The organism is Micromonospora sp. bgisy143, assembly GCF_057708145.1.
In genome coordinates this window covers 1-22,421 of record NZ_JBYIRN010000012.1, presented here as the reverse complement: position 1 = coordinate 22,421, position 22,421 = coordinate 1, and the positions used below count along the sequence as shown (strand labels likewise).

General features: G+C 71.9%; 23 protein-coding genes. 6 read left to right on the top strand and 17 right to left on the bottom strand.

Going from position 1 to position 22,421, the window contains the following annotated elements; all coding sequences use genetic code 11:
• Positions 1-24: 24 nt before the first annotated feature.
• A complete protein-coding gene (locus AC3EN4_RS15980) occupies positions 25-831 on the top strand; it encodes a DUF4097 family beta strand repeat-containing protein (protein WP_435206609.1) in 807 nt (268 codons plus the stop codon).
• Here AC3EN4_RS15980 and AC3EN4_RS15975 read toward each other — a convergent pair.
• The 8 genes from AC3EN4_RS15975 to AC3EN4_RS15940 all read right to left on the bottom strand — a co-directional run bounded on the left by AC3EN4_RS15975 (position 818) and on the right by AC3EN4_RS15940 (position 8,126).
• Positions 818-1,951, bottom strand: a complete 1,134-nt coding sequence (locus AC3EN4_RS15975) for an acyltransferase family protein (protein ID WP_435206608.1) — start codon at positions 1,949-1,951, stop codon at positions 818-820. The genes AC3EN4_RS15980 and AC3EN4_RS15975 overlap by 14 nt on opposite strands.
• Positions 1,952-2,024: 73 nt before the next feature.
• On the bottom strand, positions 2,025-2,921 hold the full coding sequence (gene era, locus AC3EN4_RS15970) for a GTPase Era (protein ID WP_435206709.1): 897 nt from the start codon (positions 2,919-2,921) through the stop codon (positions 2,025-2,027).
• A gap of 5 nt (positions 2,922-2,926) precedes the next feature.
• The gene (locus tag AC3EN4_RS15965; protein WP_355625161.1) at positions 2,927-3,313 is read right to left on the bottom strand and encodes a cytidine deaminase; all 387 of its coding nucleotides are present in this window, start codon (positions 3,311-3,313) and stop codon (positions 2,927-2,929) included.
• Positions 3,306-4,730: a hemolysin family protein gene (locus AC3EN4_RS15960; RefSeq protein WP_435206708.1), complete on the bottom strand. Its 1,425-nt coding sequence runs from the start codon at positions 4,728-4,730 to the stop codon at positions 3,306-3,308. The genes AC3EN4_RS15965 and AC3EN4_RS15960 overlap by 8 nt, the downstream gene beginning before the upstream one ends.
• Positions 4,706-5,179: an rRNA maturation RNase YbeY gene (ybeY, locus tag AC3EN4_RS15955; RefSeq protein WP_422736440.1), complete on the bottom strand. Its 474-nt coding sequence runs from the start codon at positions 5,177-5,179 to the stop codon at positions 4,706-4,708. Before ybeY ends, AC3EN4_RS15960 begins: the two co-directional genes overlap by 25 nt.
• A 15-nt stretch (positions 5,180-5,194) precedes the next feature.
• Complete coding sequence (locus tag AC3EN4_RS15950; protein WP_422736441.1) at positions 5,195-6,253, bottom strand: PhoH family protein; 1,059 nt, start codon at positions 6,251-6,253, stop codon at positions 5,195-5,197.
• Positions 6,254-6,384: 131 nt separating this feature from the next.
• Positions 6,385-7,770, bottom strand: a complete 1,386-nt coding sequence (locus AC3EN4_RS15945) for a serine hydrolase domain-containing protein (RefSeq protein ID WP_435206607.1) — start codon at positions 7,768-7,770, stop codon at positions 6,385-6,387.
• Positions 7,767-8,126: a histidine triad nucleotide-binding protein gene (locus tag AC3EN4_RS15940; RefSeq protein ID WP_355244131.1), complete on the bottom strand. Its 360-nt coding sequence runs from the start codon at positions 8,124-8,126 to the stop codon at positions 7,767-7,769. Before AC3EN4_RS15940 ends, AC3EN4_RS15945 begins: the two co-directional genes overlap by 4 nt.
• Before the next feature lie 47 nt (positions 8,127-8,173).
• On the opposite strand from AC3EN4_RS15940, the gene AC3EN4_RS15935 reads away from it, so the two are divergent.
• Complete coding sequence (locus AC3EN4_RS15935; protein WP_435206606.1) at positions 8,174-8,935, top strand: SDR family NAD(P)-dependent oxidoreductase; 762 nt, start codon at positions 8,174-8,176, stop codon at positions 8,933-8,935.
• 267 nt (positions 8,936-9,202) lie between these two features.
• On the opposite strand, the gene AC3EN4_RS15930 is transcribed toward AC3EN4_RS15935, so the two are convergent.
• The 3 genes from AC3EN4_RS15930 to hrcA all read right to left on the bottom strand — a co-directional run bounded on the left by AC3EN4_RS15930 (position 9,203) and on the right by hrcA (position 12,183).
• Positions 9,203-9,937 (bottom strand): 16S rRNA (uracil(1498)-N(3))-methyltransferase, encoded by a 735-nt coding sequence (locus tag AC3EN4_RS15930; protein WP_435206605.1) that lies wholly within the window; start codon positions 9,935-9,937, stop codon positions 9,203-9,205.
• 1 nt (position 9,938) lies between these two features.
• Positions 9,939-11,087: a molecular chaperone DnaJ gene (gene dnaJ / locus AC3EN4_RS15925; protein ID WP_422740790.1), complete on the bottom strand. Its 1,149-nt coding sequence runs from the start codon at positions 11,085-11,087 to the stop codon at positions 9,939-9,941.
• 73 nt (positions 11,088-11,160) lie between these two features.
• Positions 11,161-12,183 (bottom strand): heat-inducible transcriptional repressor HrcA, encoded by a 1,023-nt coding sequence (hrcA, locus tag AC3EN4_RS15920; protein ID WP_422736445.1) that lies wholly within the window; start codon positions 12,181-12,183, stop codon positions 11,161-11,163.
• 213 nt (positions 12,184-12,396) lie between these two features.
• Between hrcA and AC3EN4_RS15915 the strand changes: the two genes are divergently transcribed.
• Entirely contained in the window at positions 12,397-13,035 is a 639-nt protein-coding gene (locus tag AC3EN4_RS15915) for a DUF4870 domain-containing protein (protein WP_435206604.1), read from the top strand.
• 63 nt (positions 13,036-13,098) lie between these two features.
• Here the strand turns inward: AC3EN4_RS15915 and hemW are convergent, their stop codons facing one another.
• Positions 13,099-14,322: a radical SAM family heme chaperone HemW gene (hemW, locus tag AC3EN4_RS15910; protein ID WP_435206707.1), complete on the bottom strand. Its 1,224-nt coding sequence runs from the start codon at positions 14,320-14,322 to the stop codon at positions 13,099-13,101.
• A gap of 19 nt (positions 14,323-14,341) precedes the next feature.
• On the opposite strand from hemW, the gene AC3EN4_RS15905 reads away from it, so the two are divergent.
• The gene (locus AC3EN4_RS15905) at positions 14,342-15,151 is read left to right on the top strand and encodes an enoyl-CoA hydratase-related protein (protein WP_435206603.1); all 810 of its coding nucleotides are present in this window, start codon (positions 14,342-14,344) and stop codon (positions 15,149-15,151) included.
• 204 nt (positions 15,152-15,355) lie between these two features.
• On the opposite strand, the gene AC3EN4_RS15900 is transcribed toward AC3EN4_RS15905, so the two are convergent.
• Entirely contained in the window at positions 15,356-16,120 is a 765-nt protein-coding gene (locus tag AC3EN4_RS15900; RefSeq protein ID WP_435206602.1) for an SDR family NAD(P)-dependent oxidoreductase, read from the bottom strand.
• 249 nt (positions 16,121-16,369) lie between these two features.
• Between AC3EN4_RS15900 and AC3EN4_RS15895 the strand changes: the two genes are divergently transcribed.
• Together AC3EN4_RS15895 and AC3EN4_RS15890 are read left to right on the top strand one after the other, a co-directional pair.
• Positions 16,370-17,224: a hypothetical protein gene (locus tag AC3EN4_RS15895; RefSeq protein ID WP_435206601.1), complete on the top strand. Its 855-nt coding sequence runs from the start codon at positions 16,370-16,372 to the stop codon at positions 17,222-17,224.
• A gap of 223 nt (positions 17,225-17,447) precedes the next feature.
• Positions 17,448-18,350 (top strand): phytanoyl-CoA dioxygenase family protein, encoded by a 903-nt coding sequence (locus AC3EN4_RS15890; protein ID WP_203149028.1) that lies wholly within the window; start codon positions 17,448-17,450, stop codon positions 18,348-18,350.
• Positions 18,351-18,400: 50 nt separating this feature from the next.
• Here the strand turns inward: AC3EN4_RS15890 and AC3EN4_RS15885 are convergent, their stop codons facing one another.
• From AC3EN4_RS15885 to AC3EN4_RS15870, 4 genes are read right to left on the bottom strand one after another with little or no spacing between them, the layout of a single operon-like run.
• Entirely contained in the window at positions 18,401-19,042 is a 642-nt protein-coding gene (locus tag AC3EN4_RS15885; RefSeq protein ID WP_435206600.1) for an MOSC domain-containing protein, read from the bottom strand.
• A 43-nt stretch (positions 19,043-19,085) separates the two neighbouring features.
• The gene (locus AC3EN4_RS15880; RefSeq protein WP_422736451.1) at positions 19,086-19,916 is read right to left on the bottom strand and encodes a carbohydrate ABC transporter permease; all 831 of its coding nucleotides are present in this window, start codon (positions 19,914-19,916) and stop codon (positions 19,086-19,088) included.
• Positions 19,913-20,899, bottom strand: a complete 987-nt coding sequence (locus AC3EN4_RS15875) for a carbohydrate ABC transporter permease (RefSeq protein WP_435206599.1) — start codon at positions 20,897-20,899, stop codon at positions 19,913-19,915. Before AC3EN4_RS15875 ends, AC3EN4_RS15880 begins: the two co-directional genes overlap by 4 nt.
• Positions 20,896-22,182 (bottom strand): sugar ABC transporter substrate-binding protein, encoded by a 1,287-nt coding sequence (locus tag AC3EN4_RS15870; RefSeq protein WP_422736452.1) that lies wholly within the window; start codon positions 22,180-22,182, stop codon positions 20,896-20,898. Before AC3EN4_RS15870 ends, AC3EN4_RS15875 begins: the two co-directional genes overlap by 4 nt.
• Positions 22,183-22,421 lie beyond the last annotated feature (239 nt).

Genomic DNA, 22,421 nt, shown 5'->3' with positions numbered 1-22,421 from the left:
ACGATCGCCCGTAGCGTGCTGGCCATGGCACTGCACCAGACCACCGCCGCCCGTCGTCGCCGCGCCGCCGCGCCCGTCGCGTTGGGGTTGTCCATCGCCCTCATCCTGCTGGCCGGGTGCGACAATCTGTCGTTCCGCCGGCTGGACTACGACGACACCGAGCCGGTGAAGATCACCACCATCCGGGTGGACGGGGGCTCCGGGGACGTGATCATCCGAGGCGGCGGCCCGGCGGGCGAGGCGCGGATCAAGCGGGTGGTGCGCTACCAGGGCGGCGAACCCAAGGCCCGGTACGAGATCAGGGACAGCGAGTTGGTGTTGGACACCGACTGCGGCGACCGGTGCAGCGTCTCGTACGAGGTGACGGTTCCCGACGGGGTGAGCGTGCAGGGCGACAGCGGCTCGGGCGACGTCGAGCTGACCAAGGTGGGCGCGGTGAAGCTGCGACTGGGCTCGGGCGACGTGCGGGTCACCGAGGCCACCGGGGCGCTCGACGTGGAGACCGGCTCGGGCAACATCGACCTGAGCGAGGCCGGTTCGACGGTACGGCTGCGGGCCGGCTCGGGTGACATCAGCGCCCGCCGCGTGGCCGGCGCGACGGACGCCGAGGCTGGCTCCGGCAACGTCACCATCGAGATGGAGGCGCCGAACTCGGCGCGGGCGCACGCCTCCAGCGGCGATGTCACCCTGCTCGTGCCGGCGGGCAGCTACCGGGTCCGCTCCAGCACGGGCTCCGGCGACGCGCGGATCACCGTGGCGGACGACCCGGCGGCGTCCCTGCTGCTCGACGGCTCGGCCAGCAGCGGAAACGTGACCATCAGCCAGCGGTGATCTCGACGGTCGCCGCCTCACCGGCCCGCTGCGCCGGCACGACGGCCCGCCCCACGGTCGTACCGTCTCCGGGTCGGCCCGCCGGACCGTCGTCCGAGGGGGACGACGGACCGGTCGGGGGCGGCGAGCCGACCGGAATCAGCTCCGGACGGCGGCGGGCGGCGACGTCCTCGACCCAGCCGACGGCCAGGGTGACCAGGCCGACCAGGGCGAAGACCAGCAGCACCCGTATCGCCAGTCCCACCGGATCCTGGTGGGACCAGCCGACCACGTCGACCAGCGGGGTGAGCGCCACCACGAACGGCATGTGCCAGAGGTAGATGGTGAGCGCCCGCCGGTTGACCACGGTCACCGCCCGGTCGGCCAGCCGACTGCGCGACAGCCAGGCCACCCCGGCCGGCGCCCGGCCCAGGACGACCAGGATGAACGCGGCCGACCAGAGCGCGTTGCCGAGGTGGTTGTCGTTGAGGTCGTACCCGCGCGGCCCCGGGTGGGTGACGATCCAGGCCCCGCCGACCGCGGCGAAGGCCAGCGCGAGCGGGTACAGCACCCGACCGGTGAGGCGGCGCAGCATCCCGTCGTGGTGGGCGAAGCCGAGCAGCCACGCGCCGAAGTACAACCCGAACTCGCGTACGACCGCCGGCGCCGGGTAGATGCCCACCTCGATGCTCACCAGCAGCAGGTACGGGGCGAGCATGGTGGGCAGCGGGGCCCGCCGGAACAGCCAGAACGCGACCGGTGAGGCGAGCACGAACCACAGGTAGTCGCGCAGGTACCAGATGACGCTCAGCGCCAGGGCGCCCCAGTTGTTGGCCGGCGGGTCGGCGATCGGGAACAGCCACAGCAGCACCCGTGGGGACAACGGCAACCCGGTGAACAGCATGGCCGGTACGAAGACCACCGCCACCACCCACAGCGACGGCAGCAGCCGGCGCAGCCGACGGCCGACCGCCGCCGGACCGGACCGGGTGAGCGAGGCGGCCATCAGCGAGCCGGCCAGCGCGAACATCACCGACATGGCGGGGAACACCAGGGTGAGGGTCGCCCACCCGGTGACGTGATAGACGACGACTCGAACGATGGCCAGGAAACGGAGCAGATCGAGGTATCTGTTGCGCATCAGCCTGCATCTGGATCGGGGGCGCGGGGTGCTCTCTCCCCTACCCGGCCCGACCCACGAGCCAAACGGCGCCTTAGAAACCCAGCTTGCGCAGCTGCCGCGGATCGCGCTGCCAGTCCTTGGCGACCCGCACGTGCAGGTCCAGGTAGACCCGGGAGCCGAGCAGCTCCTCGATCTGCCGGCGGGCCGTGGTGCCGACCTCCTTGAGCCGGCTCGCCCGGTGGCCCAGCACGATCGCCTTCTGGCTGGGACGCTCCACGTACACGTCGGCGTAGATCTTCATGAGCTGACCCTCGGGGATCATCTCCTCCACCACCACGGCGATGGAGTGCGGCAGCTCGTCGCGGACACCCTCCAGGGCCGCTTCCCGGATCAGCTCCGCGACCAGCACCTGCTCCGGGTCGTCGGTCAGCATGTCGTCCGGGTAGAGCTGCGGCGACGGCGGCAGGTAGTTCGTCATCACGTCGACGAGCGTGTCCACCTGGTGTCCGGAGACCGCGCTCACCGGGACGATCTCGGCGAACTCCCCCAGCTCACTGACCGCGAGCAACTGCTCGGCCAGCCGGCGCTTGTCCACCAGGTCGGTCTTGGTGACCACGGCCAGCACGGTCGCCTTCAGCTCGGCCAGCTCGCCGGTGATGAACCGGTCGCCGCGACCCACCGGCTCGTCCGCCGGGATGCACAGGCCGATCACGTCGACCTCGGTCCAGGTGGACCGAACCAGGTCGTTGAGGCGTTCGCCGAGCAGCGTACGAGGTCGGTGCAGGCCCGGCGTGTCCACCAGGACCAGCTGCGACTCCGGGCGGTGCAGCACCGCCCGGATGACGTGCCGGGTGGTCTGCGGCTTGTTCGAGGTGATCGCGATCTTGGTGCCGACGATCGCGTTGGTCAGGGTGGACTTGCCCGCGTTGGGCCGGCCGACGAAACAGCCGAACCCGGCCCGGTACGGGCGTGCCTCCGGATCGCGCACCGGGCTCACTCGGTCACCGTGCCGAGGACCGTGCCGTCCGGGGCGGCGACGTGGATCGGCGCGTCCGCCGCGAGGTCACGCACCACGGCGTGCCCCGCGCCGTCAAGCGTCGACGCCTCGGTCACCACCGCCGCCGCCTCCAGCCGGCTCGCTCCGGCGGCGACCGCCGAGGCCACCGCCAACTGCAACGCGGTGAGGGTCAGCGAGGGCAGCGCCACGCTCGCCGCCGCGTACGTCCGACCGTCCTGATCCCGGACCGCGGCACCTTCCACGGCACCGACCCGCGCGCGGGCGCCCCGGGCCAGGACGACGAGCTTGCCGTCCTCGGCGCTCAGCGGTGCCGGCGCACCGGGGGTGGGCCGGGCGGTGGGCGCGGCGGGGGTCTCAGGCATCGGCGGCTTGCCTCTCGTCGTCTCGGTGGTGGTCGGGGTCGCCCCCGTTGCCGGCGTGGTCGCCACGCCCGGCGGTGTCCTGCTCGTCGCCCGACTCCACCCTGCTGACCAGGACGGTGTCGATCCGGTTGCGCCGACCCGTGGTGCCCTCGGCGACCAGCCGGAGACCGGCCACCTCGGCCTGCGCCCCGGGGATCGGCACCCGCCCCAGCGACTGGGCGAGCAGGCCGCCGACCGTCTCCACCTCGTCGGTGGGCAGGTCGGTGTCGAACAGCTCGCCCAGGTTCTCCACCGGGAGGCGGGCCGTGACCCGTACCGAGGAGTCCGCGAGGCGTTCGACCGGCGGGCGTTCGACATCGTACTCGTCGGTGATCTCACCGACGATCTCCTCCAGGATGTCCTCGATGGTGACGAGGCCACCGGTGCCGCCGTACTCGTCGACCACGATGACCAGGTGGTTGCGGGCCGCCTGCATCTCCGACAGCAGGTCGTCGACCGGCTTGGACTCCGGGACGAAGGTGGCCGGGCGCATCAGCTCGGCCACCGGCAACTGCTCGGCCGCCGGGTCGCCGCCCCGCGAGCGGCGGATCAGGTCCTTGAGGTAGAGCACCCCGAGCACGTCGTCGACGCTCTCACCGATCACCGGGATGCGGGAGAAGCCCGAGCGCAGGAAGAGCACCAGCGCCTGGGCGAGGGTCTTGCCCTCCTCGATCCACACCATCTCGGTGCGCGGCACCATCACCTCGCGGGCGATCGTGTCGCCGAGCGCGAAGACCGAGTGGATCATCTGACGCTCGCCGTGCTCCACCACGCCACGCTGCTCGGCGAGGTCGACCAGCTCCCGCAGCTCCACCTGGCTGGCGAACGGCCCCTCGCGGAAACCGCGCCCCGGGGTGACCGCGTTACCGATCAGGATGAGCAGCGACGCGAGCGGGTTGAGCGCGCGACCCAGCCAGCGGACCAGCGGCGCGACCGCCCGGCCCACGGCGTACGCGTGCTGCCGGCCGATGGTGCGCGGGGCGACACCGACCACCACGAAGCTGACCACGGTCATCGCGCCCGCGGTGACCAGCGCAGCCCGCCAACCCGCGCCGAAGCTGTCCACCGCGACCAGCGCCACCAGCGTGGTGGCGGTCAGCTCGGCGAGCAGGCGCAGCAACAGCAGCAGATTGAGGTGCCGGACGACGTCCCCGGCCACGACCTGGAGGGTACGGGCGCCGCGTACGCCGTCCCGGGCCAGTTCGGCGGCCCGGGCCGGCGAGACCGCGGCGAGCGCCGCCTCGGTCATCGCGATCACACCGGCCAGCACCACCAGGCCGGCCGCGAAGACGATCAGTTGCAGGTCGGGAAGGCCGGCCGTGGGGCCGACCGCGAGTAACACGGGAGTGGACATCACGGGGTACGGGTCGACCGCCAGCTCGCCAGCAGTCGAGCCTGGAGGGCGAACATCTCCCGCTCCTCCTCCGGCTCCGCGTGGTCGTACCCGAGCAGGTGCAGCACCCCGTGCACGGTGAGCAGGTGCAGCTCGTCGGCCGGGGCGTGCCCGGCGGTCGCGGCCTGCTTGGCCGCCACCTCGGGGCAGAGCACGATGTCGCCGAGCAGGGCCGGCTCGCCGCCGGCCGGGGCGGTTTCGCCCGGTCCGTGGTCGACGCTGCCCTCGTCCATCGGGAAGGCGAGGACGTCGGTCGGGCCGTCCCCACCCATCCAGCGGTGGTTCAGCTCGGTCATGTAGTCGATGTCGACCAACAGCACGGACAGCTCGGCGAGGGGGTTGACCCCCATCTCGTCGAGGGCGTGCCGGGCGACGGCGAGCACGGCGTCGGTGTCGACCTCGACACCGGACTCGTTGGCGATCTCGATGGACAACTGCTTTCCTCTGCTTTAGCGGCGGCGGCCGGCCCGGCCGCCCTGGGCGGGTCGCCCGGGTACGGCATGGACGCCCTGCGCCTGCTGGTTCTCCCGCTCGGCGTCCCAGCGGGCGTACGCGTCGACGATCTCCCCGACCAGCCGGTGGCGCACCACGTCGGAGCTGGACAACTGGGCGAAGTGCACGTCGTCGACGCCTCCCAGGATCTCCCGGACGACCCGCAGCCCGCTGCTCGTCCCGCCGGGAAGGTCCACCTGGGTGATGTCACCCGTCACGACGATCTTGGAGTTGAAGCCGAGCCGGGTGAGGAACATCTTCATCTGCTCGGGCGTCGTGTTCTGCGCCTCGTCCAGGATGATGAACGCGTCGTTGAGGGTCCTGCCCCGCATGTACGCCAGCGGGGCGACCTCGATCGTGCCGGCGGCCATCAGCTTCGGGATCGACTCCGGGTCGAGCATGTCGTGCAGCGCGTCGTAGAGCGGGCGCAGGTACGGGTCGATCTTCTCGTTGAGCGTGCCGGGCAGGAAGCCCAGCCGCTCGCCGGCCTCGACCGCCGGCCGGGTCAGGATGATCCGGTTGACCTGCTTCGCCTGGAGCGCCTGGACGGCCTTCGCCATGGCCAGGTACGTCTTGCCCGTACCGGCCGGACCGATGCCGAACACGATGGTGTGCGTGTCGATCGCGTCGACGTACCGCTTCTGCCCGAGCGTCTTCGGGCGGATGGTGCGCCCACGGCGGGAGAGGATGTCGAGTGTCAGGACCTCGGCGGGCCGCTCGGCGCTGCCCTGCTCGAGCATGCCGACGGTACGCCGGACGGCGTCAGTGGTCAGGGTCTCGCCTTTCTCGATGAGTTCGAGCAGCTCACTGAAGACCCGCTCGGCGAGGGCGTTGTCGGCGGGGGCGCCGGTGATGGTGATCTCGTTGCCGCGGACGTGCACGTCGCTGGCGACCGAGCGTTCGACGAGGCGCAGGATCTCGTCACCCGCGCCCAGCAGATTGACCATGATCTTGGGGTCGGGCACGGTGATCCTGGTCTGCACCCGGGGCGGGCCGGGAGGTGGGGTGCCAGTCATAGGTCGGGCCGAGGGGCCCTGCGCACCTGCTCTCGATCTCGGCGCCGGCCCGGTTGGCACGGCGTGCGGACGTTACACCCATCGTATCGGTTCAACGCGGGCCGCATCGCGCCCATTTCCGCTGGCCGCGATCAACTACCGGCCCGGAAGTCGTACCTGTCGAAGGTCTCCTGGTGGCGGGTGAACCGGTAGGTGGCCCAGTGCATCCGGACCACCGTCCGAGTCTCGTCACGGGTCAGCCGGAGCAGCTCGCCGACCTCCCGGCCGGAGACCGTGCGGAACACGTCCGGCCGGTCCGGCAGCGGCGCGAAGACCGCCGGCGGGCGGCCCGGCGGGTCGCCCGCGCCCTGCGCCCGCAGCGCGCCGTCGCGCCAGGAGAAGACGTACTCGAAACCCTCGCCCCACCAGCGGCCGAGCATGCCCCGTAGGGCCGCCGGGGCGGGTGCGCCGGGCGTCCACGGCGCGATGTCGGCCGGGTCGTGCGCGACCGCCTCGGTGAGCAGCCGGTGCGGCAGGTCGAACAGCTCGGTCGCGGTACCGGACGAGCCGAGCACGGCGGCGCCCATCGCCCCGGCGGTGCCGTCGCCGCCCCGGCGGCCGTACACCCCGGCGAGGAATCCGGGCATGGCCCCGTCGTGCCCCACGTGCACCACCCGTTCGCCCTGCGGGACGAGGATCAGGCCGAGCCCGAAGCCGGCGGCCCAGAGCGTCTCGTCGGTGGTGGTCGACGGCCAGCGCATCTCGTCCAGCGTGGTCGGGGTGAGGACCGCACCGGTCGGGTCGAGCGCCGCCGGGTCGGCGAGGAACGCCGCCCAGCGGGCCATGTCGGTCGCGGTGCTCCAGAGCTGGGCGGCCGGGCCGACCGCGCCGAAGTCGGTGGGCGGCTCCGGGTGCGCCTCGTCGGAGTACGCGTCGACCAGGAACCCGGTGGCCGCCGAGGGGCGCGGGGTCACGGTCGTGTCGGACAGCCCCAGCGGGGTCAGGACCCGCTCGGCCAGCACCTCCGCCCAGCTGCCGCCGCGCAGCCGACCGACCAGCAGGCCGAGTACGGCCATCGCGAGGTTGGAGTAGTGGAAACGTCGCCCCGGCGGCAGCACCCGCTCGGCCCGACCCAGCTCGGCCACCAGCCGGGCGCCGTCCGGCGCGTCGAGGGTGTCCCAGACGTCACCGAACGGTTCGCGTTGCAGGCCGGCCGTGTGCGAGAGCAGCCGGCGTACGGTCAGCTCGCCGTGCGCCGGCAGGTCCAGGTGCCGACCCACCGGGTCGTCCAGGTCCAGCAGCCCGTCGTCGCGGCACTGGAGGGTGAGCACCGCCGTGAAGGTCTTGGTGACCGAGCCGATCCGGAACTGGGTCTCCGGCCCCAGCGCGCTGTCGGTGCCGGTGCTGCCGACGGTGCAGCTCCACAGCGGGCGGTCGGCCCGGTGCAGCGCCGCCGACACCGCCGGAACGCGGGCGTCGGCCTGCACCCGGCGCACCAACCGATCCAACCGGGGGTACGCGTCGCTGCCGGCCGTCACGTCAGGTCCCGGGCGAGCATGGGGCCGAGCGGCGCACCGCCGAGCAGGTGGGCGTGCGCGTGGAACACCTCCTGCCCGCCGTACGCCCCGGTGTTGAACATCAGCCGGAACCCGTCGCCGAGCAGCCCCTCGTCCTCGGCCACCGCGGCGGCCGTGGCCAGCACCGCCCCGGCCAGCGCCGGATCACCCTCGGCCAGGGTGGCGACGTCGGCGTAGTGCTCCTTCGGAATGACCAGGACGTGCACCGGGGCCTTCGGGTCGATGTCGCGGAAGGCGAGCGTGGTGTCGGTCTCGCGGACCACGGTGGCCGGGATCTCCCCGGCGACGATGCGGCAGAACAGGCAGTCGGATCCCATCGGGGCAGTGTAAGGACGGCAGACACGGCTCAGGCAGGATGGCCGGCATGACGGATCGGGCGGTTCTGGTGACGGGGTCCTCGCGCGGCATCGGCCGGGCGGTGGTGGAGGCGTTCGCCGCCGGCGGGGACCGGGTGGCGATCCACCACCGCGACTCCGCCGAGGCGGCCGAGGAGCTGCGTGCCGGGCTGCCCGGGTCGGGGCACGTGGTGGTCCGCGCCGACCTCACCGACCCCGAGGCGGTCCGCAGCATGGTCGACCGGGCCGCCGAGCAGCTCGGTGGCCTGGACGTGCTGGTCAACAACGCGGGCACGTACGGCGACCGGGACGTCCCGCACCCGATCTTCGGCACCTCGTACGACGAGTGGCAGGCACGCTGGCGGCAGGTGCTGGAGACCAACCTGACCGGCGCCGGGAACGTGATCTGGTGCGCCGCCCAGCACCTGCGCGAGCGGGGTGGCCGGATCGTCAACGTGTCGTCCCGGGGCGCGTTCCGGGGCGAGCCGGAGCAGCCGGCGTACGGCGCCAGCAAGGCGGGGCTGAACGCGCTCGGTCAGTCCCTCGCCGTGGCGCTCGCGCCGTACGGCATCACGGTCGCCACGGTGGCGCCGGGCTTCGTGGCGACCGACATGACGACCGAGCACCTGCGCGGTGAGCGGGGCGCGGCGATCCGGGCGCAGAGCCCCTTCGACCGGGTGGCCCGGCCCGAGGAGATCGCGGCCGCGGTGCACTGGCTGGCCTCGCCCGAGGCGGAGTGGGCCTCCGGCACGATCGTCGACCTGAACGGCGCTTCGTACCTGCGCAGCTGACCGCTCCCTGCGCAGCCAGGGGGGTGAGCACGGCCTCAGCGCCGGCGCTCCCCGGGGTCGGCAGGGCCTCCGGGCCACTCATCGGGTCCTTTGCTCTGCTTCAACCACGGCAACACTCAAGGGCCGAAACCGTTGCGTCCGTTGAAGCAGAGCAAAGGACGCCGACGAGGTTGCCGGTGCCGGACACGACGGCCGGGTGCGGCAGCCGAATACGACCGGCGGACACGACCCGCCGGACACGGCGGCCCGCCGCGACTGAAGGTCGGACTACCAGCGGCCGAGGCGGGTGGCGAGGACGCTGAGCGCGGCCACGCCGGCCGTTGAGGTCCGCAGCACCTCCGGCCCGAGGCGTACCGGCCGGCCGCCGGCCTCGCGGAAGGCGGTCAGCTCGGCCGGGGCGATGCCACCCTCCGGGCCGACGACGAGGACGATCTCCCCAGCCGACGGCAGGTCGACGCCGGTCAGCGGCTCGTCGGCCTCCTCGTGCAGCACGTATCCGGCGGCGGCGCCGGCGATCCGGCGGGCGACCGTGGCGGTGGACTCGTCGGGCGCGCCGGCCACGACCGGCAACCAGGGCCGACGGGCCTGCTTCGCGGCCTCGCGGGTGGTGGCGACCCACTTTTCCCGGGCGCGTACGCCCCGGTCGCCGCGCCACTGGGTGACCGAGCGCGACGCCGCCCAGGGCACGATCTCGTCCACCCCGACCTCGGTCATCGCCTGCACGGCCAGCTCGCCCCGGTCACCCTTGGCGATGCCCTGCACGGTGACGATCCGGGGTACCGGCGCGTCCGCGTACCCCCGAGAGGTGACGGTGGCCTCCAGGCTGCCCCGGCCGACGGCGGTGACCACGGCGGCGGCCGTGCCGCCCCGGCCGTCGGCGAGCAGCAGCTCCTCACCGACCCGCAGCCGCTGCACGGTGGCCGCGTGGTGCCCCTCGGGGCCGTCGAGCGTCACCGCGTCGCCGGTGGGCAGCGCGTCGACGAGGAACAGCGGCGCCGACACGTCAGGCGTGGCCGTTGAACGCGTCGCGCATCCGGGAGAAGAAGCCGCCCTGCTTGGTCAGCTCGGCGACCTCCTCGCCCCGGGTCTTGGCGAAGTCGCGCAGCATCTTCTCCTGGTCGGGGTCGAGCTTGGTGGGCGTCCGGACGTCCAGGTGCACGTAGAGGTCGCCCCGGCCGGTGCCGCGCAGGTGCGGTACGCCCCGGGCGCGCAGGCGCAGCGTGCTGGCCGGCTGGGTGCCGGCCTTGACGTCGACGGTCTCCTCGCTGTCCAGCGTCTTGATGGTGAGCCGGGTGCCCAGCGCGGCGGCGGTCATCGGCACGGTGACCCTGCAGTGCAGGTCGTCGCCCTTGCGGGAGTAGACGTCGTGCGGACGCTCGTGGATCTCCACGTAGAGGTCACCGGCGGTGCCACCGCCCGGGCCGACCTCACCCTGCTGGGCCAGCCGGATCCGCATGCCGTCCTCGACGCCGGCCGGGATCTTCACGGTCAGCGAGCGGCGGGTGCGTACCCGGCCGTCGCCGGCGCAGGTCGGGCAGGGGTGCGGGATCGTGGTGCCGTAGCCCTGGCAGACGGTGCACGGCCGGGCCGACACCACCTGACCGAGGAAGGTGCGCTGCACGGACTGCACCTCGCCCCGACCGCCGCACGCCTCGCAGGTGGCCAGGTGGGTGCCGGCGGCCGTGCCGGCGCCCGAGCAGGTGGTGCAGAGCACAGCGGTGTCGACGGTGATCGGGGCCTCGACGCCGAACGCCGTCTCGTGCAGGTCCAGTTCGAGGCGCAGGATGGCGTCCGCGCCCGGCCGGGTCCGGGGACGCGGTCCACGGCCGGCGCCGCCGCCGGCGCCACCGAAGAACGCGTCCATGATGTCCTGGAAACCGACGAACGGGCCGGCGCCGCCGGGACCACCCGGGCCGCCCGCGCCCCCGCCGCCCGGGGCGAGCGGGTCACCGCCCAGGTCGACGATCTGCCGCTTCCGGTCGTCCGAGAGGACCTCGTACGCGGCGTTGATGTCCTTGAACTTCTCCTGGGCCTCCGGGTCCGGATTGACGTCCGGGTGGAACTGGCGTGCCAGCTTGCGGTAGGCGCGCTTGATCTCGTCATCGGAGGCTTCCCGGCTGACACCGAGGATGCCGTAGTAGTCCCTGGCCACTGCGTTCCGTGTCCTCATGTTCGTCTCGCGTTGCGCCGACCGGCGGCCGCAGCCGGCCGTCGGCCCTGACTGGTCAGTTCTGGGCCAGCAGCTCGCCCACGTAGCGTGCCACGGCGCGCACCATGGCGATATTGCCGGGGTAGTCCATCCGGGTGGGGCCCAGCACCCCCAGGCCGCCCACGATGGTGGCGCCCGGGCCGTACCCGGTGCTGACCACCGAGGCGGCACGCAGGTTGTCGAATTCGTTCTCGTCGCCGATCAGCACCCGGGTCGTGCTGGGCTCGGTCTCGCCGATGAGCTTGAGGAGCACGACCTCCTCCTCCAACGCCTCCAGGATGGGCCGCAGCGAACCCTGGAAGTCGAGCAGACCGCCCCGGGTCAGGTTGGCGGTGCCGGCCAGGGCGATGCGTTCCTCGTGCCGCTCGACAAGCGTCTCCAGCAGGACGGTGGAGAGCGTGGTCATGGCCGGGCGCAGCGCGACCGGCGCCTCCTCCACCAACGCCTGCACCAGGGGAGGCGTGTCCGACAGGCGCTCGCCCGCCAGCTTCTCGTTGACCAGGCGACGCAGGTCGGTGACGTCGTCGGCGGGCACCGGCCCGGGCAGCTCCACCAGCCGCTGCTCCACCCGGCCGGTGTCGGCGATCATGACGAGCATCAGCCGGGTGGTGGAGATCGGCACCAGCTCCAGGTGGCGCACCGAGGAGCGGGCCAGGCTCGGGTACTGCACGACGGCCACCTGCCGGGTCAACTGGGCGAGCAGCCGTACGGTGCGGTGCACCACGTCGTCGAGGTCGACGGCCCCGACCAGGAAACGCTCGATGGCCCGGCGTTCGGCCGGGCTGAGCGGCTTGACCCGGGACAACCGGTCGACGAAGAGGCGGTAGCCGCGGTCGGTGGGCACCCGGCCGGCGCTGGTGTGCGGCTGCCGGATGTAGCCCTCCTCCTCCAGCACGGCCATGTCGTTGCGAACCGTCGCCGGGGAGACACCGAGCTGGTGCCGCTCGACAAGCGCCTTGCTGCCGACCGGCTCCTGGGTCGAGACGTAGTCCTCGACGATGGCGCGGAGCACGGCGAGCTTGCGGTCGTCCAGACCCATCCTCCGCACCTCCTGTCGCACGTCGGCCGCCGGCCCACCCGGGCCGACGGACCGTCCTGGCACTCGACTGTAACGAGTGCCAGTCTACGTCGGTGGACCCGCCGACGCGATGATCAACGACGGCCCGTGCCACCTCGCGCGGGCCGATCGGCCCGGGCGAGAGGGCGATGTCGCTCTGGTGCGGCGTTGCTCACGGCACCTACCGTGACAACCATGACTGAACCACCTCGCCCTCCCGGCGCGGGAGACCCCGGCAGCTACCCGCCGGAACCGAATCTCCCCGGCTCGTCCTCGTCGGCCGAGCCGCCCACCGCACCACTGTCCGGGGCACCCGGCCCGGGCGGCTATCCCCCGGCCGGTGGCTATCCGCCGCCCACCGGTGACCAACCGCCGTCGGGCGGCTACCCTCCGCCCGGTGGCTACCCCCCGCCGGGCGGTTACCCGCCGGGTGGCACGACTGGCGGGTATCCGACCGGTGGCGCCTTCGGTAGCCCCGGCGGCGGCTACGCCAACAACGAGGACAAGACCTGGGCGCTCGTCGCGCACTTCGGTGGCGCGGCCGGCGCGATCATCAGCGGTGGCGTGCTGGGCTGGATCGCCCCGCTGGTGGCGCTGCTGGCCCGGGGCAGCCAGTCCCCGACCGTCCGGGCGCACGCCGTGTCGGCGCTCAACTTCCAGCTCATCTGGTCGATCGTTGGCCTGGTCGGCTGGGTGCTGTCCTGCGTCCTGATCGGCTTCATCGGCGTCGCGGCGGCCATCATCCTCGGGGCCGTGTGCGGCATCCTGGCCGGTATCAAGGCCAACGAGGGGCAGCTCTACCGCTACCCGCTCTCCGCCAACTTCATCAAGTGATCCGGGCCGGCCGCTCCCCCGGCCGGTCCGGCACACCGCCGCCGGCCGGGCGGGGTGTCCGGCTCAGGGCAGCAGGTCGCGTACGACCGCGTCGGCGAGCAGCCGGCCGCGCAGGGTGAGCACCGCCCGTCCGGCGGCGTACCGCTCGGCGTCCAGCAGGCCGTCGGCGTGGGCCCGCGCGGCACCGGCCCGGCCGGCGTCGTCGAGCACCCCCAGCGGCAGCCCACTGGCGAGCCGCAGCCGGAGCATCACGTCCTCCATGTGCGCCTCGTCCGTGGTGAGCACCTCGCGGGCCAGGCCGGGTGACGCGCCGGCGGCCAGCCGCTGGGCGTACGTCGTGGGGTGCTTCACGTTCCACCAGCGCACCCCGCCGACGTGGCTGTGCGCGCCCGGCCCGAGGCCCCACCAGTCGGCGCCGGTCCAGTAGAGCAGGTTGTGCCGGCACCGGGCATCGTCGGTGCGCGCCCAGTTGGACACCTCGTACCAGGAGAGGCCGGCCGCGTCGAGGGCGGCCTCCGCGGCCAGGTAGCGGTCCGCCGCCACGTCGTCACTGGGGTACGGCACCTCGCCGCGCTTCATCCGGGCGGCGAGCCGGGTGCCGTCCTCCACGATGAGGGCGTACGCGCTGACGTGGTCCACCCCGGCGGCGACGACCTGCTCCAGCGTGCCGGCGAAGTCCTCGGCCCGCTCCCCCGGCGTGCCGTAGATCAGGTCCAGGTTGACGTGGTCGAATCCGGCCTCGCGCGCCTCGGAGGCGGCGGCGGTGGCCCGGCCGGCGCTGTGCGTGCGGTCAAGGATCGCCAGCACCCCCGGGGAGGCGGACTGCATGCCCAGCGAGATCCGGGTGTAGCCGGCCGCCCGCAGCCGCCGCAGCGACTCCGGGGTGACCGACTCGGGGTTGGCCTCGGTGGTCACCTCGACGTCGGCGGCCAGCCCCCAGGTGCGGTCGATGCCGTCGAGGATCCGGGCCAGGTCGTCGGCGGGCAGCAGGGTGGGCGTGCCGCCACCGACGAAGACGGTGTCGACCCGGGGCGGCGGGTTGTCGCCGAGCACCCGGTCGGCGAGCGCCAGCTCGGCCAGCACGGTGTCGGCGTACGCCTCGCGGCTCGCGCCCCCGCCCAGCTCGGCGGCGGTGTACGTGTTGAAGTCGCAGTAGCCGCAGCGACTGGCGCAGAACGGCACGTGGACGTACACGCCGAAGCCGCGTGCGCCGACCGCGGTGGTGGCGGTGGCGGGCAGCGATCCGTCGACGGGGACGGTCTCACCATCTGGAAGGACGCCGGGCATGGCCACTAGTGTGCCCGGCATGACCTCTCCCGACGTGCTCGTGCGGGTCGCCACGGCCCGCGGGGTGACCACCCTCACCCTGGACAGCCCACACAACCGCAACGCGCTCTCCACCGCGCTGATGACCCAACTGCTGGCCGGGCTGGCCGACGCGGTGGCCGACGACCGGGTCCGGGTGATCGTGCTCGACCACACCGGGCCGGTCTTCTGCTCCGGCGCGGACCTGAAGGAGACCGCCGCGGCGTACGCCAGCGGCACCGTGCCCGCCGGCATGCTGGGCGACGTGCTGGCGGCGCTCTGGGAGTGCCCGAAGCCGGTGCTGGCCCGGGTCGCCGGGCCCGCGCGGGCCGGCGGACTGGGCCTGGTCGCCGCCGCCGATCTGGCGGTCTGCGCCGACGAGGCGACGTTCGCGTTCACCGAGGTCCGCATCGGGGTGATCCCGGCGGTGATCTCGGCGACCGTGCTGCCCCGGCTGCACCCCCGCGCCGCCGCCGAGCTGTACCTGACCGGGAACACCTTCGACGGGCGGCGGGCCGCCGAGGTCGGCCTGGTGACGGCCTCGGTGCCGGCCCAGGAGCTGGACGACGTGGTGCAGGGCTACTGCGACTCCCTGGTCCGAGGCGCGCCCGGCGCGCTGGCCGGCACGAAGGATCTGCTGCGCCGGCCGGGCACCGCCGAGCTGCGCGGCGACCTGGCCCGCCTGTCCGCGCTCTCGACCGGCTACTTCCTCTCCGACGAAGGGCGCGAAGGGGTTCTGGCGTTCCGAGAGAAGAGGCCGGCGCGGTGGGTTGCCGCTCTGGACGGCGGTTCTGCTGATCACGCCGGGTAGGACCGGGGGCGTCGCCCGGTCGCGGTGATCGCCGGGCTGCCGGGTGCCCATGCCCTCCCGCACGTCCTTTGCTCTGCTTCACCGGACGCAACACTCAAGGGCTTCGAGTGTTGCGTCCGGTGAAGCAGAGCAAAGGTTCTCGATGAGGGCCGGGGCCCCGCCCGGAAGGGGCGGGGCCCGGAAGCGGCGGTGCCCCGACGTCGGTCACCACGCGCTCGCGCCGCCGTCGACCGCGTAGTTGGCGCCGGTGATGTACGACGCCCGGTCCGACGCGAGGAAGACCACCAGTTCGGCGACCTCCTCGGGGCGGGCGAACCGCTTCAGCATCGTCTTCGCGGTGATCGCGTTCCGGGCCTCCTGGTTGTCCCCCAGGTCGCGGTCACTGGCCGGGGTGAGGATGGGCCCGGGACTGACCGCCACCGCCCGGATGCCGTGCGGCGCCCCTTCGAGCGCGAGCTGCCGGGTCATGCCGATGACGCCGGCGTTCGCCGCCGTGTGGCCGACCATCGGCGGGACGTGACCCGCGATCATCCCGGCCATCGAGGCGGCGTTGATGATGACGCCGCCGCCGCGCCGCACCAGGTGCGGCCAGGCGAACTTCGACACCAGGTACGGGATGTCGAGTTCACCGACGATCGTGTACCGCCAGTCCTCGACCGAGAAGTCCGGCAGCGGGCCGAACCGCAGCGCGGCCGCGTTGTTGTAGACCACGTCGAGCCCGCCGTAGGCGGCCACGGCGTCCTCGACCAGTTGGCGGACCTGTTCCGGGTCGGTCAGGTCGACGGGCGCGATGCTCGTCATCTCCCCACCGGCGGCGCGGACGAGGTCGACCGTCTCGGTGTTGCCGTCGACCTGGATGTCGGCCCCGACCACCTTCGCGCCCTCGCGGGCGAAAGTCAGCGCCGCGACGCGACCCAAACCGCCGCCGGTGCCGGTCACCAGCACCACCTTGCCGTCAAGCGTTCCCATCACACTCCTCCTCGCTCCGCACGTCCGATTGACGTGTCAATCGAGAAAAGCCCGTGACCAGGCAATATCTTCCGCCGGTTGACGGCGGGTGACGTGGCAGACACGATCTCCAGCGGCAGGTGAGTTCGGCGCGGGAGCGGGAACGTCCCGATCCGTACGCGACGGCTGAGCGGAGCCCGAACCGGTCGAACGACCCGGACGACGCCGACGGGGACGTACGCTTGTCGAACTGTCGATCAGGAGGTGTGGGTGCGAACTCGGGCAGCCGTGGCGGGCGGAGTGGTGCTCATCCTCGTCGCCGTGATCGCGATCTGGCTCGTCCTCAAGCGGGTCGGGGACGAACTGCGGCTGCCGCTGGCGGGGCGCACCTGCACGGTCCAGGCCGACGGCCGGGTGGTCCTGGACGTCGAGCAGATGGCGAACGCGGCGACCATCGCGGCGATCGGCGTCCAGCGCGGCATGCCCGAGCGCGCCGTGGTGGTCGCGCTGGCCACCGCGTACCAGGAGTCGGGGCTCCGCAATCTCGACCACGGTGACCGCGACTCGCTGGGGCTGTTCCAGCAGCGCCCGAGCAAGGGTTGGGGCACGCCGGAACAGATCCGCGACCCCCGGTACGCGACGAACAGGTTCTACAAGGCGCTCAAGAAGGTGCGCGGCTGGGAGAAGATGCGGGTCACCGACGCCGCCCAACGGGTGCAACGCTCGGCGTTCCCCGAGGCGTACCAAAAGTGGGCCGACGACTCCGAGGTGCTCACCAAGGCCCTGCTCGGCGACGCCGGCGAAGCGGTGGCGTGCACGGTGGGGCGTACCCCGGTGATGCACGGCGCGGCCGCGGCCGCGCAGTTGACCCGCAACCTCGCGCTGGACTGGGGTGTGTCGAACGCCGACGACGCCAGCCAGACCGGGCTGGCGGTGGCCGCGCAGGACCAGCGCGACGGCTGGCGGTACGCGCACTGGCTGGTCTCGCACGCCCAGGACCACGGGGTGAAGCGGGTCCGCTTCGGCGACCTGGAGTGGACCGCCCGCAACGGCACCTGGGGCCGGGTGACCGGCGCGCAGGGCCCCGCCGGCCAGGTGGTGGCCGAGGTGTTCGCCGAGGGCTGACCGAACCCGGATCTCTTAACCGGCAGTGACCGCACAATCGGACAAACATCCGTAAACCTGGCCGGCGATCACGTAAATGTGACTCCCCGCACTGGTTCCACTGCACGCGGTCCGGCCCCGGGCTGTACGGCCGCCGCTCGCCCTCCCGCCGCCCCGGCACGCGCGTTACGATCGGCGGCCTGTGCCAGAAATGGTTTCACCTCATGGGGAGGGGTACGACGCGGTGTTCGATTACGGCGACCGGACCGGCTACGAACCGATCAGCGACACTGACCGCAAGGAGTTCCACGAGCAGGGCTTCCTCCTGCTGCGCAACGTCCTGACGGAGGACCACCGGGCGGCGCTGGAGGCGGCGGTCGACCGCGTCTACGCGGAGGAGCAGGCCAAGGGCACCACCAAGAAGGACGGCACCCTGCACCTGCTGGGCTTCCTGGAGCGCGACGAGCTCTTCGGCGAGCTGCTCACCCACCCGATCGCCTTCCCGTACATGTGGGGGCTGGCCGGCTGGAACATCTACACCCACCACAACCACCTGGACGTCACCCCGCCGGCCGCCGAGCCGGAGAAGCCGTACTGGGGTTGGCACCAGGACGGGTACCGGCAGAACTCCGACCCGGAGACCATGGACCCGAACCTGCCGCGTCCGATGTTCTCGCTGAAGGTCGCGTACGTGCTGTCCGACCTGTCGGAGACCGGCCGGGGCGCCACCAAGGTCATCCCGGGCAGCCACCTGTGGAACTCGCTGGACCGGCCCAAGGACCTCAGCGTGCACAACCCGGACCCGGAGGGCACGGTGGAGATCACCGCCAACCCGGGCGACGCGTTCATCTTCGACCGCCGGCAGTGGCACTCGCGCTCGACGAACCTGTCGACCATCACCCGCAAGATGCTCTTCGTCGGCTACACCTACCGGTGGATCCGTCCGCTGGACGAGCTGCACCCCGACGTGAACGGCGAGTGGTACCGCAACCGCACGCCCGTGCAGCGCCAGCTGATCGGTGAGGGCACCCACACCGCCAACTACTGGGGCATCAACTGGGACGGGTACGTCGACGACGAGATCCCGCTGCGCAAGGAGCTCAAGGAGCGCGGTCTGCTCGACCGCAGCATCCCCTGGCTCCGCTGACGTATCGCTGGTAGGAAGGCCCCCGGTCCGCCGGGGGCCTTCCTCGTATCTCAGCCGCGACCGGCGAGGCGGCGGCGGACCTTCTCCCGGATCGACTCCGGCAGGTCGGGTGCCTCCAGCAGTCGGGGCAGCAGCTCCGGCTCCAGGCTGGTGGCCCGGAACACCTCGCCGATGGTCACCCCGTGCGCCGGCCGTTCGACCACCTCGACCGGGTCCCCCGCGCCCACCTCGCCCTCGCGCAGCACCCGCAGGTACGCCCCCGGGGCGGCCCGGACGGTGAACCGCTTGATCAGATCCGGTACGCCCCAGAACCCGGCGAACGTGGTGCAGGGCGTCCGCGGCTTGGTCACCTGGAGCAGGGCGGACCCGATCTGCCACTGCTCGCCGATCACCGCCCCGGACACGTCGACCGCGTACGTGGTCAGGTTCTCCCCGAAACCCCCCGGCCCGATGCCTCGGCCGAGTTCGGCGGACCACCAGGCGGCGTCCTCCTCGGCGTAGGCGTACACCGCCTGGTCGGGGCCACCGTGCACGGCACGCTCGCCGATGAAGTCACCGGCCAGGCCCTCCGTCAACAGCGACACCGGCGCGTCCACCGGACGCTTGTCGATGCCGCTGCGACCGCTCGCGTCGCCGGCCCACTGCGCCTCGGTCACGATGCCGAGGTTCACCGCTGCCACCCTGCCCGTCATGCCGGCAGCCTAGCGGTGACCCGTCCCGACGAGCCCCGTGTGGTCAGCCCTTGACGGCGCCGGCCACCAGGCCGGACACCATCTTCCGCTGCACCAGCAGGAAGAAGATGATGACCGGCAGGGTGAACAACGTGGAGGCGGCCATGACCGGCCCCCAGTTGGTGTCGTCGCGGCCGAAGAAGAAGGTCATCGCCACCGGCAGGGTGTAGCGCCCCTGGTCGTTGATGAACGTCAACGCGAAGATCAGCTCGTTCCACGCGGTGATGAAGGAGAAGATGCTGGTGGCGACCAGACCGGGCGCGACGAGCGGGAACAGCACCCGGCGGAAGGTCTGGGCCCGGCTCGCGCCGTCGATCGCCGCCGCCTCCTCCAGTTCCTTGGGCACGGCCGCGACGAACCCGCGCAGCATCCACACCGCGAACGGCAGCGAGAAGCCGAGGTACGTGAGGATCAGGCTGGGCAGGGTGTTGTAGAGCCCAAGCCGCTGGATCATCAGGAACAGCGGGATGACCAGCGCCTCCAACGGGATCATCTGCACGATCAGCAGCATGATCAGGAAGCTGGTCCGGAGCTTGAACCGGAACCGGGCCACCGCCGTCGCGGCGAGCAGCGCGACCAGACCACTGAGCACCACCGTGGACACCGCGACGATCGCGCTGTTCACGAAGAAGTCGAGGAAGGTCACTCCGGGGATCAGGTTGCCGGTGAGGATCTCCCGGTAGTGCGCCAGCGTCGGATGGGTCGGCACCGGCTGCGGGGTGGACGAGAAGATCTCGCTGCTCGGCTTCAGCGACGTCGAGATCATCCAGTAGACCGGGAACGCCGCGAAGAGCGCGACCAGCAGCCCGGCGGCGTTGAGGGCGACCTTCTTCACGACTCGTCCTCCTGCTTGAGCACCATCCGCACGTAGAAGCCGGTGACCACGAGCAGGATCAGCGTGAGGATCACCGCGATGGCCGCGCCGAGTCCGTACTTCGGCGGCGGCGAGAAGGCCTCGGCGTACGAGTAGATGGAGAGCATGAACGTCGGCCGGTCCTGGGTGCCACCGGCCAGCACGAACTGCTGGGTGAAGACCTTGAAGTCCCAGATGGTGGAGAGCACGATCAGGATCCCGAAGACCGGGCGCAACAGCGGGAAGGTGATCTTCCAGAAGACCCGCCACGGGCTCGCGCCGTCCACCCGGGCCGCCTCGTGCAGCTCACTCGGCACGCTCTTGAGGCCGGCGAGCACGCTCACCGCGATGAACGGGAACGAGTGCCAGACGACCACCAGGGTGAGGATGGCGAAGAACAGCAGGGGCGAGTTGAACCAGCCGTAGCCGGTCCAGTCGGTGCGGCCGAACAGGGCGTTCGAGAACCCGTCCGGCAGCGCGTTGAACAGCCAGGTGACCAGGCCGCTCGTGTCGTCGAAGATCCACTTCCAGACGATCGTGCCGGTCAGCGCCGGGGTGGCCCAGGCGAGCATCACACAACTGGCCACGAAGGTCGCCATCTTGCGGCCGAGCCGGTTGAGCAGCAGGCCGACCAGGGTGCCCAGCACCATCGTGAGCAGCACGTTCGCCGCGGCGAACAGGACCGTGTTGCGCAGGACAGTCAGGAAGAACGGGTCCGAGAGGATGTCGGTGTAGTTGCCGAGCCCCACCCACGGCCACTCCCGGTCGCCGCGCAGCTGCCGGACACTGTTGAGCCGGTAGAAGGACATCGCCACCACCTGACCGAGCGGCCAGAGCAGCAGCACCCCGATGATGACGAGTGCGGGCAGGAGCAAGAGGTAGGGCAGGCGGTCGACCCGGCGACGCCGCCGCGCGGGGTTCTCCCGCGCGGCGGACGTCTCCGGCACCTCGGTCAGCGTGGTCACTTGGAGTTGAGGATGCTTTCCATCTCACCGGCCGCGTCGGCGGTAGCCTTCTCGACCGTCTTCTGACCCTTCATGACCGAGCTGTTCATCGCCTGGGTCACCGTCTTCGTCCGGCTGACCTCCACCCACTTCGGGGTGAGCGGCGTGAGCTTGGTGTTCTGCATGGTGGTGGCGAAGGCGCCCATCACCTTGTCGTTGGCGTACGTGTCGCTGGCGACCAGATCCTTGTAGACGGGGAAGAACCCGAGGCTGCTCGCGAAGCTCTGCGCGTTCTTCTTGTTCAGCAGCACGGTCAGGTAGTCCCAGGCCAGGTCCTGCCGCTCGCTGTCCTTCCAGATCGCCACGTCCGAACCACCGGCGAAACCGGGCGCGGCCTTGCCGTCCGGGCCGGGGATCGGGAACGTACCCCAGACCTTCTCGATCTCGGGGTTGTCCTTCTTGATGGCGGCCTGCTGCCAGCTACCGGCGAACGCCATCGCGGCCTTGCCGGTGGCGAACTGCGTCCGCGCGTCGATCTCGTTCCAACCGGCGGCGGCCGGCGGGGCGACCTTGTGGACGGTGACCAGGTCGGTCCAGTACTTGACGGCCCGCTGCGCCTCCGGCGTCGAGTAGCCGGACTTCCACGTACCACCCTGGTTGGTGGCGATCTCCGCGCCCGCGCCCCAGAGGAAGGAGTAGAAGGGCAGCTCAGAGTTGCCCGGCAGCGCGATGCCGTAGGTGCCCTTCTTCTTCGCCTGCACGGCCTTGGCGACGGTCACCAGGTCGTCCCACGTCTTCGGCGGCTGCACACCCGCCTCGGCGAACCAGTCGGTGCGGTAGTAGATCGCCCGCACCCCCGCGTACCAGGGGACGCCGTACTGCTTGCCATCGAGCTGCGCGTTGCGCACCAGGTCGGGCAGCAGGTCCTTGCCGTCCGCCCAGCCGCCCATCCGACCGCTCACGTCGGCGAGCGCCTCCTGCGCGGCCCAGCCCTGGGTCTCGGTGTTGCCCAGCTCGGTGATGTCCGGACCCTCGCCGCCGGCGAGCGCGGCCTGGAACTTCTTCGGCGCCTCCAGCCAGGGGATGTACTGCACCACCACGTCGGTGTCGGGGTGCTTCTGCCGGAACTCGGTCTCCACGCTGTCGAGGAAGGCGTTCTGGGCGTCGCCGCCCTCGCCCATCATCCAGACCGTGAGCTTGCTGTCGTCGGTCGCTTCCTCGCCGGAGCCCCCACAACCGCCCATCACCATGGCCACCGAGGCCACCACGGCGGTGACCGGGGCCAGCCGCTTCCACCTGTTCACGCCACATCTCCCCTCGCGCCGCCTGGAACTAACCTTCTCCGCCGCACCTTAGTACGAAGAAATCCTTTACGACAGTGGGCGGGCAGGCCGAAGCCTGGCGACCGTATCGCAGGTCGCCGACGCGAGGAGCCCGTGGAACCGGGCCGAATCCGGGCAGGATGCCACGAAAGAGCGCCCGGCCAGCCGGCCGGGCGCTCTTTTCGGGTCCTGCGGTGATGCCAGGTTGTTACCGGGTGACT

Bases quoted from the DNA above. Each gene is read 5' to 3' on its own strand.
- AC3EN4_RS15980 (WP_435206609.1), top strand. From the start codon at position 25: ATGGCACTGCACCAGACCACCGCCGCCCGTCGTCGCCGCGCCGCCGCG.
- AC3EN4_RS15975 (WP_435206608.1), bottom strand. From the start codon at position 1,951: ATGCGCAACAGATACCTCGATCTGCTCCGTTTCCTGGCCATCGTTCGA.
- AC3EN4_RS15965 (WP_355625161.1), bottom strand. From the start codon at position 3,313: ATGCCTGAGACCCCCGCCGCGCCCACCGCCCGGCCCACCCCCGGTGCG.
- AC3EN4_RS15950 (WP_422736441.1), bottom strand. From the start codon at position 6,253: ATGACTGGCACCCCACCTCCCGGCCCGCCCCGGGTGCAGACCAGGATC.
- AC3EN4_RS15940 (WP_355244131.1), bottom strand. From the start codon at position 8,126: ATGGGATCCGACTGCCTGTTCTGCCGCATCGTCGCCGGGGAGATCCCG.
- AC3EN4_RS15935 (WP_435206606.1), top strand. From the start codon at position 8,174: ATGACGGATCGGGCGGTTCTGGTGACGGGGTCCTCGCGCGGCATCGGC.
- hrcA (WP_422736445.1), bottom strand. From the start codon at position 12,183: ATGGGTCTGGACGACCGCAAGCTCGCCGTGCTCCGCGCCATCGTCGAG.
- AC3EN4_RS15915 (WP_435206604.1), top strand. From the start codon at position 12,397: ATGACTGAACCACCTCGCCCTCCCGGCGCGGGAGACCCCGGCAGCTAC.
- hemW (WP_435206707.1), bottom strand. From the start codon at position 14,322: ATGCCCGGCGTCCTTCCAGATGGTGAGACCGTCCCCGTCGACGGATCG.
- AC3EN4_RS15905 (WP_435206603.1), top strand. From the start codon at position 14,342: ATGACCTCTCCCGACGTGCTCGTGCGGGTCGCCACGGCCCGCGGGGTG.
- AC3EN4_RS15900 (WP_435206602.1), bottom strand. From the start codon at position 16,120: ATGGGAACGCTTGACGGCAAGGTGGTGCTGGTGACCGGCACCGGCGGC.
- AC3EN4_RS15885 (WP_435206600.1), bottom strand. From the start codon at position 19,042: ATGACGGGCAGGGTGGCAGCGGTGAACCTCGGCATCGTGACCGAGGCG.